This is a genomic window from Polyangium sp. 15x6, assembly GCF_029960785.1.
In the GTDB taxonomy this organism is placed as follows: Bacteria; Myxococcota_A; Polyangia; order Polyangiales; family Polyangiaceae; genus Polyangium.
Window position 1 is genome coordinate 1 of sequence record NZ_JASBQE010000021.1, and the last position, 11,997, is coordinate 11,997.

The following is an 11,997-nucleotide window of genomic DNA, read 5'->3' on the forward strand; positions in this document are numbered from 1 at the left end:
GAACTGCGCGAAGCGCAGTTCTTCCACAAAAGGTCCAGGGCTTGCCCTGGTCCGGGTCGAGGGGCGGATAGCCCCCGCGGGGCCCGGGGCAGCGCCCCGGCGCAACGCCGTGGAGCACCCACTCAGGCGTGCGCCCGTACGGATTTCCCGTTTCTGGCCTTCGCTTTGACCTGCTCGCGCTCGAAGATCTCCGCCAAAAACCGCCCCGTATGGGACTCCGGCACGCGCGCCACCGCTTCCGGCGCGCCTTCCGCGATCACGCGCCCGCCGCGCGCGCCGCCTTCGGGGCCGAGATCGAGCACCCAATCGGCGAATTTGATCACGTCGAGGTTGTGCTCGATCACCACGACCGTGTTCCCCGCGTCGACGAGCCTCGACAGCACGATGAGCAGGCGCCGGATGTCCTCGAAATGCAGGCCCGTCGTGGGCTCGTCGAGCACGTAGAGCGTGCGGCCGGTCTGGGTCTTTCCGAGCTCGCGGCTCAGCTTCACGCGTTGCGCTTCTCCGCCGGAGAGCGTCGTCGCGCGCTGACCGATCTTCATGTAACCGAGGCCCACGTCCACGAGCGTCGTCAGGATCCGCTTCAGCGCCACGTGGTGCTCGAACATCCCGAGGCATTCCTCCACGCTCGACTCGAGCACGTCGGTGATGTTTTTCCCTTTGAAACGCACGGAGAGCGTTTGCGCATTGTAGCGTTTTCCGCCGCAGACCTCGCAGGGCACGTACACGTCGGCGAGGAAATGCATCTCGACCTTCACGACGCCGTCGCCGTGGCAGCTCTCGCAGCGCCCGCCTTTCACGTTGAAGCTGAATCGCCCCGAATCCCAGCCGCGCGCCCGCGCCTCGGGCAAGAGCGCGAACACCTCGCGGATGTGGTCGAACGCTTTTGTATAGGTGCCCGGGTTCGAGCGCGGCGTGCGGCCGATCGGCTGCTGATCGATCGCGATCACCTTGTCGAGCGCGTCGAGCCCTTCGATCGAATCGTGCGCGCCCACCGGGCCCGTCGCGTCGTGCAGCGCGCGGCTCAGCGCCGGGAGCAGGATGCCATTGACGAGCGAGCTCTTGCCCGCGCCGGACACGCCCGTCACGGCCGAGAGGACGCCGAGCGGGAGGCGCGCGTCGACGTTCTTCAGGTTGTGCTCGCGTGCGCCCTTGATCTTGATCCAGCCATTCGGCTTCCGGCGCTCGCCGGGGATCTCGATGCGACGGCGGCCGGAGAGGTAATCGCCGGTCACGTTGCCTTTCGCCTCGGAGAGCGCCTCGGGCGTGCCGGCGAAGAGTACGCGCCCGCCCTCGTGGCCGGCGCCGGGGCCGAAGTCCACGACGTGATCGGCCGCGCGGATCGTCTCCTCGTCGTGCTCGACCACGACCACCGTATTGCCGAGGTCGCGCAGGCGCCGCAGCGTAGCGATCAGCCTTTCGTTGTCGCGCTGATGCAGGCCGATGCTCGGCTCGTCGAGCACGTACATGACGCCCGAAAGCTCGCTGCCGAGCTGGCTCGCGAGCCTGATGCGTTGCGCTTCGCCGCCGGAGAGCGTGGTCGCCGAGCGATTGAGCGTCAGGTAATCGAGCCCCACGTTCATCAAGAAGCCGAGCCGCGCCTCGATCTCGCGCTTCACGCCCTCCGTGATCCGGGCCTTCCCGCCGGGCAGCGTGAGTTTTTCCACGAAATCGATCGCGCCGCCCACCGTCATCGACGTCACGTCGGCGATGTTCTTTTCGGTCACGAGGACGGCGAGCGTCTCCGGGCGGAGGCGTTTTCCTTCGCAGGCATCGCAGGGCATTTCCCGGAAAAACTTCCGGTAGAGATCCCGCGCCATGTCGCTCGCCGTGTCGCGGAAGCGCCGCTCCAGGTTCGGGATCACGCCCTCGAACTTCATGCCGAAGGTCCCGTGGCTCTCCGAGCCCTCCTTGCCCCATTGCACCGCGATCTTCTTGCCTTCGAGCCCGTACAGAATCAGCTCGCGTTTTTTCGCCGGGAGCTTTCCGAACGGCATGTCGAGATCCACGCCCGTCGCTTTGGCCACGGCGTCCGCGATGCGGAACGTCCAGCCTTCGCCGCGCGACATCGCCGAGGCCCACGGCGCGATCGCGCCTTCCCGGAGCGAGAGCGCCGGGTTTGGCACGATGAGGTCCGGATCCGCTTCGAGCCGCGTGCCGAGGCCGCTGCATTTCGGGCACATGCCGAGAGGGCTATTGAACGAGAAGCTCTGCGGGCTGAGCTCGGGATAACTCTTGCCGCAGCACATGCGCGCCTGGCTGAAGGGTCGGGGTTTTTCGCCCTCGACGTCGACGATCATCTCGCCTTTGCCCTCGCGCAGCGCGAGCTCGATGCTCTCGGCGATGCGCGGCCGATCCTCGGCGCGCACCGTGATGCGATCCGCGACGAGCGAGATGTCGTGCCAGAGCTTCTTGTCGAGCTTCGGCAGCGGATCGAGCTTCTCCATTTTGCCGTCGACGATCACGCGGGAAAAGCCGCGCGTCGCGAGGTCCTCGAAGATCTCCTTGTGCTCGCCTTTCCTGTGCACGACGAGCGGCGCGAGCAGGGTGGCGCGGCTGCCCTCGGGCAGCTCGAGCAGCGTCTCGACGATCTCGTCGACGCTTTGCGAGGCCACGGCCTTGCCGCACGTCGTGCAGCGCTGCTCGCCGGCGCGGGCGTAGAGCACGCGCAGGTAATCGTAAATCTCGGTGATCGTTCCGACGGTGGAGCGCGGGTTCGAGGAGGCGCTCTTTTGCTCGATGGCGATCGTGGGCGAGAGGCCGGAGACGTGCTCGACCGACGGGCGATCGAGCTGGCCGAGGAATTGCCGGGCGTAGGCCGAGAGTGTCTCGACGTACCGGCGCTGGCCCTCGGCATACAGCGTATCGAACGCGAGGCTCGACTTGCCCGAGCCGCTCGGCCCGGTGAACACCACGAGCTTGCGTTTGGGGACCTCGAGCTGCTCGATACGGAGGTTGTGCTCGCGGGCGCCCTTCACGACGATGAAATCGGGTTCGCGGGCGGCGGGGATCTCGTTCTTCGTCCTGGTCTTGGGCATGGGCGGTGGTTTGTCCTCGGTGGATCGCGCGCGCGTTGCCCATAGCACGTTCGTCCGTCCGTGTCTTCCCGAAACGCCATGTCCGTTCCCATTCGAATATACGTTCGTGTATACCGCGTTACGAGAAACACGGTAGAATGGCACTTTCGTGACCACCCCGGAGACTTTGGGGACCAGGAAGCGCGGTGCGTCCTGACCCAGGGGGGGCTCTGAGGGACTTGGGGGTGTGGCATTGGGCGCGCTCGTTTGGCTCCTGCGTATCCTCGATCTGGTGATCGTCGGGTACGTAACCGTGTTTTTCCTGCTCAACCTTCGGTTTGTCTTGGTCAGTTATCGAAGGATACGACGCGAGCTCACGGCCGAGCTCGTCCGGCCCGCGGCGCTCTCCGAGCGCGACGCATTCTTGCCCGTCGTTTCCTTGCTCGTGCCCGCCTACAATGAGGAGGTCACGATCGTCGAGAGCCTCAAGTCGCAGCTCCGCCTGCGATATCCGGCCTACGAGATCGTGATCTGCAACGACGGATCGAAGGACCGGACGGTCGAGGTTCTGCTCGCGGCGTTCCCGTTCGTCCCGGCCGTGCTCGAGCGGGCGAGCGGGCTCGATACGGCCGAGGTGCGTGGAATGTGGGAGTGCCGGACGGGCCTGCCCGAGAACGTCAAGCGGATGGTCTTGATCGACAAGGAGAACGGCGGCAAGGCGGACGCCCTCAATGCGGCGACGAGCGTCGCCGCGGGCGAATTCGTGACCAGCATGGACGCCGATAGCCTGCTCGTCCCGGACGCGCTCCTGCTCGCCGTGCGCAAGGTGATGGAGTCGCCCGACGATACCGTCGCCGTCGGCGTGCAGGTCGGGCTCTCGAATGGATCGATCATCCGTGATGGCGAGGTGAAGGAGCTCGCGCTGCCCACGAACCTCATAGGAAAGCTGCAAATCGTGGAATACATGCGCTCCTTCGCGAAGGGGCGGACGGCCCTGTCCGAGGACAACGCGGTGCTCATCCTCTCCGGGGTTTTCGCGCTCATCCGGCGCGACGTGCTTTTCGAGGTCGGTGGCTTTCTCACGCGCCACGTTCGCTCCAGGATCTGCATCGAATACTGCACGGAAGGGGCGCACACGGTCTGCGAGGACATGGAAATCGTGGTGCGGCTCCACCGGTATCTGCTCGACAAGGGCAGGCCGGGGAGAATCGTCTGTTTGCCCTTCGCGGTCACGTGGACGGAGGCGCCCGAGAATTATCGGGACCTCGGAAAGCAACGAGCAAGGTGGTACCGAGGGCTCTGGGAGGTCATGAGTTATCACCGGGCGATGCTGTTCCGCCCGCAGTTCCGGCAGATCGGCATGTTCGCGATGCCGTATCAGCTCGTGTTCGAGGCCCTCGCGCCGCCGATCGAGTGCGTGGGATATTTGCTGCTCGTCTTGACGACGATCTTCGGCGCGCTCTCCGGAAAGGCATTGCTCGCGTTCCTGGGGCTCGCGATGGCCATGAATTTCTGTCTGTCGACGCTGTCGGTCGTGCTGTGCACGTTCTCGGCGCGGCCCGGGCGGGGGCTTCACGGCGCGGCGTCGCTCGTTCCGTATCCACGGGCCTGGGACGCGGTGGTGCTGGTTTTCGTGGGGTTCTTGTCGAACCTCGGATATCGCCAGTACCTCGTGTTCTGGCAGCTCCGGGGGCTCTACGATTTCTTGAAGGGGAAGAAGGGCTGGGACAAGTTCGGGCGCAAAGGGTTTGCGCCCGCGGCCCCCGCCGCGCAGCGTGCCTGACGTCGGTAATCGAAAGGGATCGAGGGAGACGGTGAGTGTCCTTGTCTTGGTCCTGTACGTGGGGCTCGGGATCGCGGTCCTCGCGCTCGTGCCAGGGATCTCGGTGATCGGGCGCGAGGCGCTGCGGAGGCGGCGCGAGCGGCGCGCGGTCGAGCGGCTCGCGGCCGCGCGGAAGGTGCTCTCGAGGCTACGCGCGGAGCCGGCCGCGCGTGTGGCGAGATCCCTCGCGCAAGGCTTCGATCGGAGCACGATTCAGGCCGTCCTGGAGCAGGCGCTCGACGAAGAGGCGCGGTGCGCGCTGGTATGCGAGGAGCTCGGGCTGCGCGCGGCCTGGGAGCGCACGCTGCGCGCGTCGAAATCGTGGAACGAGCGGGCTCACGCGGCGCGAATGCTCGGCAAGCTCGGCGTCGCGTCGGCGAGCCCCGTGCTCGCGTCGGCGCTCGCGGACCCGCACGAGGATACGACGGTGCGGCTCGCGGCGGCCGAGGCCATTGGATCCATCCCGGACATCGCGGTCCTGCCGCACCTCTGCGAGGCGCTCGCGTCGCAGGGCGAGGGGGGCGCGAAGGTCGTGGCCGAGGCGCTCATTTCGTTCGGATCGGACGCGGTGCGGCCGCTCGTGGGGATGCTCGACGACGAGCGCGCGCAGGCGCGGACCTGGGCCGCGCGGGTGCTCGGGAAAATCGGGGATCCAGGGGCGACATTGCCGCTCGTGGCGCAGCTCGGCGACGGCAATGCGGCGGCGAGGACGGCCGCGGCGGAGGCGCTCGGCCATATCGGAGATCTGCGGGCGACGCGGCCGCTCGTGAGCGCGGTCCTCGGCGATCCGTCGAGCGCGGTGCGCGCGCGGGCCGCGGCGGCGCTCGCGCGTGTGGGCGACGAGGAGGTCGTCGGGACGCTCGTGGCCACGCTCGGCGATCCGGATCCGGAGGTGCGATCGCGGGCGGTCGACGCGCTCGCGGCATTGTCGCCGAAGGATCGGTCGGCCATCGAGCGGGCGCTCTTCGATCCGTGCGACGACGTGCGGCGGAGCGCGGCGCTCGCGATGGATCGGCTCGGCACGGTATCGGCCTGGGCCGCGGCGCTCGGCGAGGGGACGGCCGAGGGGCGCGCGGCGGCGCGCGCGGCGCTCGTGGCGGTGGGGCGCGCGGGTTTGTCGGAGGCGATCGTTGCGGCGGCGCGGCACGAGTCGGGGGCGGTGCGCGCGGGCGTGTTCCGGATCCTCGGGGAGATCGGCTCGGCGCGGCACGCGGCGTCGCTCGGGCGAGCGCTCGACGACGCGGCCGTGGAGGCGCGCGCGTGCGCGGCGCTCGCGCTCGGGCGGATCGGCGGCGAGCAGGCGATCACGATGCTCGGAAGGGAAAAACCCGAGGGCATCACGCCGGCGGCGTGGATCGTGGCGCGCGCGCTCGCCGGCGTGGAGACGTGGGTCGCCGAGGCGAGGGCATTCATGGCGGATTCGACCTCCGCGGCGGCGGCGCGGGCCGTCTGCGAGGCGGAGGGCGAGGCGATCGCGCGGGCGTTCGAGGCGAAGGTGGGCGCGGTGTGTCCGGCCGAGAGTGGCCCGAGGACGGTGACGCTGTCGCGCTTCGCCATTGCGGCGCGGCGCGCGGCGCGGCTCGAGGATCGGCTGCGGGCCATTCTGGAGCTCTCGGAGCGGCGAGGGCCCGAGGCGACGGCGGCGCTCGCGGAGGTCGTGGTGAGCGATCCATCCGCGGAAGCGCGTGGGCTCGCGGCGCGGAGCCTCGCGCAGGCGGAGGAGCGGTGGCTCGCGGTGCCGGCGCTCGTGCGGGCGCTGTCGGATCCGTCGCCGGAGGTGGTCTTCGAGGCGTCCCAGGCGCTCGGGCTCGGGGGCGCGAGCGAGGACAAGAAGGGGCGGCGATCCTCGGAGGCGGCGCCGTCCGAGCGGAATGGTGCGTCCCGACGAACAACCGGAAAGCTGTTCCTGGAAGAGGCCGGCGAGACCGCTGCTTGACGGCGCCGTCCCGGCGCCGTCGGGACGTTCCTCCGCCGTTTTCCACCCGAGCTCCGGCGCGGCCGCTCTCGCGCGACGAAGAGCGTCCTTCCCATTCCGCGCATCGTCCGGCCGCGGCGGGCGCGCGCGAGCCGCGGACGAACCGTGATGGGGCCTCGTCCATGCCATCCGTGAGATCCTGGCTGAGGCAATTCCCGTCGTAATCGGGATCATCCTACCTTTACAGAACCCATTTTGCGGGCAATCCTCCCGCTGCGCTTTTTCTTCCTGTATCGATGGCGGCGTGTGCATGGCCGTCGCCACTGCCCTGGGAGGTCTCATGCGATCCGTGCTCCGTGGATTGAAAGGCTTGGTTTTCTTGGGGACCGCGCTCGGCGCGACGTTCTCGCAGAACGCGGAGGCGGCCGTGGCGGCGCCTGCCGCGTCACCTTATACGTTGTTCGAAAGCGGCCAGGTCCGTCCGGTCGCGATGTCCCCGAGCGGGCACCTCTTGTTCGTGGTCAATACACCCGACAATCGCCTCGAGATCTTCCGGCTCACATATAGCGGCATCCTCGAGCATACCGGCTCCGTGCCCGTCGGACTCGAGCCCGTCGCGGTCGCGGCGCGCAGCAACAGCGAGGTCTGGGTGGTCAACCACCTGTCCGACAGCGTGAGCATCGTCAACGTACACGGCGCGGGCAGGGGCTCCGTGGTGCGCACGCTCCACGTCGGCGACGAGCCGCGCGACATCGTCTTCGCCGGGCCGAGCAAGAGCCGCGCGTTCATCACGACGGCCCACCGCGGCCAGAATGCGCCCTTCGACCCTCAACTCACGACGCCCGGCGTGGGCCGCGCGGACGTCTGGGTCTTCGACGCCTACAACCTCGGCACGACGATGGGCGGCACGCCGCTCAAGATCCTGAACCTCTTCGGCGACACGCCCCGCGCCCTCGCGGCCACGCCCGACGGCTCGCGCGTCTATGCGGCCGTCTTTCATTCGGGCAATCGCACGACCATCGTCGACGAATCCCTGGTGCCGAACGGCGGCGAGGACGCAGGCGGCGTGCCCGGGCCGAACACCAATTTCCAGGGGATCCCCGCGCCCGAGGTCGGCGTCCTCGTGAAGCACGACGGCACGTCCTGGCGGGACGTGCTCGGCCGCCCCTGGGACGACGCGGTGAATTTCTCGCTGCCCGACAAGGACGTCTTCGTCATCGACGCCAACGCGAACCCGCCCAAGCAGCTCGCGGGCGCCGCGGGATCCTTCGCGGGCGTGGGGACGATCCTCTTCAACATGGCCGTCAATCCCGTCAATGGGAGGGTGTACGTCAGCAATACCGAGGCCCGCAACGACCTGCGCTTCGAGGGGGATGGGCTCTTCGCCGGCGAGACGCTGCAAGGCCACCTTCACGAGAGCCGGATCACGGTGCTCGGCCCCGGGGGCGTCGCCCCGCGGCACCTCAACAAGCACATCGATTACGATGTCCGGCCGGCGCCCCTTTCCGTGAACCAGAAGAGCCTCGCCCAGCCGCTCGGTATGGCCGTGTCGAACTCCGGCACGACCCTGTACGTGGCCGCGTTCGGGTCCTCGAAGATCGGCGTGTTCAATACGGCCGCGCTGGAGAACAACAGCTTCGTTCCCAGCGCGGCGAGCCACATCACGCTGAGCGGCGGCGGACCGACGGGCATGGTCCTCGACGAGGGCCGGGGGCGCATGTACGTCCTCACGCGCTTCGACAATGGGCTCTCCGTCGTGAATCTGTCGACGCAAAAGGAAATCGCCCACATCGAGATGTACAGCCCCGAGCCGGAGAGCATCGTGGAGGGGCGGGCTCTCCTTTACGACGCGCGGCTCTCCTCCAGCAATGGCGAGGCGGCCTGCGGGAGCTGCCACGTCTTCGGCGACATGGACGACCTCTCCTGGGATCTCGGCAATCCCGACGGAACGGTGCTGAACAACCCCGGCCCGTTCAAGGGGCCCTTGTTCGTCGATCCCGATTTCCATCCGATGAAGGGTCCGATGGCGACCCAGAGCCTGCGCGGAATGGCAAACCACGGCCCGATGCACTGGCGCGCCGACCGTACGGGCGGCAATGACGAGCCGAGCGCGCAGCCGGGCGAGGGAGCGTTCGACGAGGAGGCCGCCTTCAAGAACTTCAACCCCGCGTTCGTGGGTTTGCTCGGCCGGACGGCGCAGCTCAGCAACGAGGACATGCAGAAGTTCACGGACTTCATCCTCCAGGTCGCCTATCCGCCGAACCCGATCCGGAACCTCGACAATTCGCTGACGCCCGCGCAGCAGGCAGGTCGCGATTTCTTCTTCAACACGCCGGTCATCGGCCCGGCTGCCTGCGCGACGTGCCATCCGAGCAATCCCAATGCGAACCCGGATGATCGCTTCCCGGGGTTCTTCGGGGGCGATGGATTCTCGGGGTTCGGCGGCGCGACGCAGATCTTCAAGAACGTGCACCTGCGCAACGAGTACCAGAAGGTCGGCATGTTCGGCTCCGCCGTCGCTTTCGGCTCCGAGCAGCCCGATCCCTTCATGGGCGACCAGATCCGCGGCTTCGGCTTCACCCACGACGGGAGCACCCCGACGTTGTTCCACCGGAGCGGCGTCTTCGACGCGGGCACCCCCGTCCTCCCCGAGATCCTTCCCGACTTGATCACGGTCCAGCCTGGGATCCCCGTCGGCGCCGCGGGGGACCAGATCAAGCGCAACATGGAAGCGTATCAGCTCGCGTTCGACACGAACTTCGCGCCCATCGTCGGGCAACAGGTGACGCTCACCGTGGCGAACCAGGCGTCGGCCGCGGCGCGTATCGAGCTTCTGCTGCAGCGCGCGGACGCCCTCGAATGTGATCTCGTGGCGAAGGGGGCCTCGGGCGCCTATTCGGACGTGGAGGTCGGCTACCTCTACCTCCCGGAGATCCAGCGCTTCGCCGTCGATCGGCAGGCGATCGCGCCGGTCCCCGACGCGATCTTGCGTTCGGTCTACCTCGGGACCAACAAGTCGCTCACGTATACCTGCGTGCCGCCCGGCTCCGGCGTGCGCATCGGTATCGATCGGGATCTCGACGGATACCTCGACGGCGACGAGACAGCCGCGGGCAGCAATCCCGCCAATCCCCTGAGCACGCCCTGAAGCGCCGTTTTCGCCCGAGGGGGACGCCTCGCGTCCCCCTCTCGTCCGGGCACTGAGCATTGGTTTCATCTGGGGGCCGTTGCGCTGGGGCGTTGCCCCAGGCCCCAGCAGGGGCTGTCCGCCCCTGCACCCGGACCAGCGCAAGCGCTGGACTCGGGGTCGATGAACTGCGCGATGCGCAGTTCATCGAACGGGCCGGGTTGTACACGTGTCAGGTGGTGGTGCTGTGCCGGCGAGGGGTCTGACACGTGTGTCGATCGCGAGAGCCGTTCGGGTCGGGCGGATGACACGTGTGGCAGCGAGCGGATCCGTGCTCGTCGCTGCATGGGCACACGTGGCAGGCCGTCCCGGCGCTCGGAAAGGGCGGGGGACACACGTGGAGAGGTCCCGCGCGGGTGTGGCTCGGCGAGGTGACACGTGTGGAACATGGCGATCCCGGTCCGCAAGAGCGGGTGACACGCAGGACAGGTGCGCGGGGAGGCCAGGGAGACCGAGTGACCGGTCGGTCTCATGGCAAAGGCGCAGCGCTAGCCTTTCAACCGAGAAGTCCCGTTGGAAGAACTGCGCTCCGCGCAGTTCTTCCACCCTCGGTCCAGGCCGTGCCTGGTCCGGGTCGAGGGGCGGACAGCCCCCGCGGGGCCCGGGGCAGAGCCCCGGCGCGGCGGTCCGGCCCCCCGCGCCCGCATTCACCAGCGCACGAGCGCGCCGATCTCGAAGGTGTGCAGCGCGGCGCGCTCGGCGCCGGGAGGCCCACGGAACGTGAGGCTGTAGAGCGGCATCACGCGCAAAAAATCGTACGGCCAGAGGTCCGCGCCGACGTGCACGGTATCCGTGACGAGGTCGAGGATCTGGAACGCAGCCGGGAATCGCTCGGCCTCGGCGCCATGCGCATATCCGGCCCGGAGCGCGAACCACGGCAGAAACGTGCGGCCCGCCGAGAACGAGAATGCATGCACGAGCCGGCTTTCGCTCGCGCCCTGCGGATCCTCGACGCGGACGTGCGTGAGCCAGTACGTGGCGTCGAGCCGGAGTTGGTCGCCGATCGTGACGCCGAGCGTGGGGCTCGCCCCGTGCGTGGCGATGCCGCCCGTGTATCGACGGTACGTGTACGAAAGACCGCTCGTGAGCCACGGGCGGATCGGCGCCGTGCCGTGCGCGCGGAGGCGGAGCATCGGGACACTCTCGGCCGGCGCGCCGAACGCCGCTTCGCCGCCCAGGGAAAAACCATGCCCGAAGAGCCACGTGGCCCGGCCGCCCCAGGTCGCGCCGTAGGCCCAGCCGCCCGATGCGGTCGAGGGGCGGCCGCCATGCTCGGTCTCGACGCCGAGGATGAGCCTGCGCCACGCCTGCGAGACCTCGACCTCGACCTGCCCGAGCGTCGGCATGGGCGCGGGAAAAACGAGGACCCGTGTGGTGACCCGCGCATACCCCGTGGACAGACGCCGCGCGAGCGCGCGGAGTTCGGTGTTCCCCCCGGACGCGGCATACGCTCGCTCCGCGAGCCCGTGCGCCGTCGTGAGGTCGCCCCGCGCGTATTCGAGCCGCGCTCGGCAAGCGAGCAGGGTAGGGGAGTCCTTGCGTTTCGCCGCGTCGAGGACTGCCTCGGCCTCGTCCCAGAGGCCTTGCCAGGTGAGCACGTCGAAGAGGGCGGCGCGGACGTCGTCGTCGTCGGGGTGGCGCGAGAGGACGTCACGATAAGCGGCCGCCGCGCGCGCGTGATGCCCGTCCCACGCGTCGAGCCGCGCGAGCCCGGTTCGCGCCTCGTCGTCCTGCGGATCCCGCGCGAGGAGCACCTCGTAGCGTCGCCGCGCCGCGGGCCTATCCCCGCCCCACGCCGCGCGCCTTGCCTCGTCGAGCAGCGCGTCGCGATCGTCGCCGAACACCTCGCCGCCGTGGCGCGGAGGCGCTGCCGTGCAGGACGCAAGCACGAGCAGGAGGGTCGCCCAGAGAGGGCCCGCGAGCGCGCGGCGGCCCAGGCACAAAGCCCGTGCACGGTGGCTGCGCACGGACCGAGCCTCGCACATCCACATGCGACGCGCACGCCGCGGTCGTGCGCCTGCCGCGCGGGATCACGCGCACACGTGTCCAGGACGCG

5 protein-coding genes are annotated in these 11,997 nt (G+C 68.8%); 3 read left to right on the forward strand and 2 right to left on the reverse strand.

Annotation, left to right across the window (positions count from 1 at the left end):
* Positions 1-122: 122 nt before the first annotated feature.
* Positions 123-3,038, reverse strand: a complete 2,916-nt coding sequence (gene uvrA, locus QHF83_RS17410; protein ID WP_282418972.1) for an excinuclease ABC subunit UvrA — start codon at positions 3,036-3,038, stop codon at positions 123-125.
* A gap of 226 nt (positions 3,039-3,264) precedes the next feature.
* Between uvrA and QHF83_RS17415 the strand changes: the two genes are divergently transcribed.
* The 3 genes from QHF83_RS17415 to QHF83_RS17425 all read left to right on the forward strand — a co-directional run bounded on the left by QHF83_RS17415 (position 3,265) and on the right by QHF83_RS17425 (position 9,902).
* Positions 3,265-4,800 carry a glycosyltransferase gene (locus QHF83_RS17415; protein WP_282418973.1) on the forward strand — a complete coding sequence of 512 codons (1,536 nt, stop codon included), beginning with the start codon at positions 3,265-3,267 and terminating at the stop codon, positions 4,798-4,800.
* Positions 4,801-4,831: 31 nt separating this feature from the next.
* Complete coding sequence (locus QHF83_RS17420; RefSeq protein ID WP_282418974.1) at positions 4,832-6,775, forward strand: HEAT repeat domain-containing protein; 1,944 nt, start codon at positions 4,832-4,834, stop codon at positions 6,773-6,775.
* A 319-nt stretch (positions 6,776-7,094) separates the two neighbouring features.
* The gene (locus tag QHF83_RS17425) at positions 7,095-9,902 is read left to right on the forward strand and encodes a hypothetical protein (RefSeq protein WP_282418975.1); all 2,808 of its coding nucleotides are present in this window, start codon (positions 7,095-7,097) and stop codon (positions 9,900-9,902) included.
* Positions 9,903-10,588: 686 nt separating this feature from the next.
* Here the strand turns inward: QHF83_RS17425 and QHF83_RS17430 are convergent.
* Entirely contained in the window at positions 10,589-11,908 is a 1,320-nt protein-coding gene (locus tag QHF83_RS17430; RefSeq protein ID WP_282418976.1) for a tetratricopeptide repeat protein, read from the reverse strand.
* Between the last annotated feature and the right edge of the window lie 89 nt (positions 11,909-11,997).